Here is a 1,003-nt window from a genome sequence, read left to right as displayed (position 1 = left end):
GAACCGACGTCGTGCTCGACGCCGACTGGGATTTCTCGCTCGGCGCGAACTCGACCGGCCATCTGCAGGTGAAGCGGCGCGGCGGCGACGTGACGATCGAGAGCGGGCGCGGCATCGCGTCGCTGGGGCTGACCGACCTGTCCGCACGCGCGAACTTCACGCCCGGCAACCGGCTCAACGTGACGGCGCTCGCGAAGGCGAACCGGATCGGCACGCTCGATGCGAACGTCACCGTGCCGTTTGCGCTGCGCGACGGCATGTTCGGCGTGGTCGACGACGGCCCGCTGTCGGGCCGCATCGACGTCGACGTCCCGGCGCTGAAGACGACCGGCAACCTGTTCGGGCCGAGCTACCTGCTCGGCGGGCGCGCGGCGCTGAAGCTGACCGTCGCGGGCACGCCGGTGAAGCCGAATCTGTCGGGGACGCTGACGGGCGACGACCTGTCCGCGACGCTCGTCGACCAGGGCGTGCAGCTGAAGGACGGCATCGTGCGCATCAAGCTGTCGGAAAACCTCGTCGAATTCCAGCAGGTCGAGTTCCACGGCGGCGACGGCACGCTGCGCGCACTTGGCCGCGTGCGTCTCGACGGCGAGGCGCCCGACCTGACCGCGAGCATCGTCGCGGACAAGCTCGAGCTGTTCGCGGCACCGGACCGGAAGCTGTCGCTGTCGGGCAAGGCGACGGTCGCGAACGACGGGCCGCGCGGCGCGCTGTCGATCGACGGCAAGTTCGTCGTCGATCGCGCGCTGTTCGACCTGCCCGAGGAGTCCGCGCCGCACCTGTCGGACGACGTGGTGATCGTGCAACCCGACGGCACGGTGCGCGGCGAGACGCCGACCGGCACCGCCGTCGCCAAGCCGAAGCCGGCCGCGGACAAGCCGGCGCCGTCGCTCGCGCCGCGCGCGAACATCGACATCGGCCTCGGCAACAACTTCCGCTTCAAGGGGCACGGCGCGGATCTCGGGCTGCGCGGCACGATCACCGTGATGAGCGCGCCGGGCGT

Annotated in this window: 1 protein-coding gene; it reads left to right on the top strand. The window is 71.2% G+C overall.

The window, feature by feature from the left end:
• A partial coding sequence (locus tag VK92_RS37625; RefSeq protein WP_048468236.1) for a translocation/assembly module TamB domain-containing protein occupies positions 1-1,003 on the top strand: 1,003 nt, incomplete at both ends.

This window comes from Burkholderia sp. LK4 (assembly GCF_001043615.1).
In the GTDB taxonomy this organism is placed as follows: Bacteria; Pseudomonadota; Gammaproteobacteria; order Burkholderiales; family Burkholderiaceae; genus Burkholderia; species Burkholderia cepacia.
Note: the sequence above shows the minus strand (reverse complement) of the source record. Positions and strands in the feature narration are given on the sequence as shown.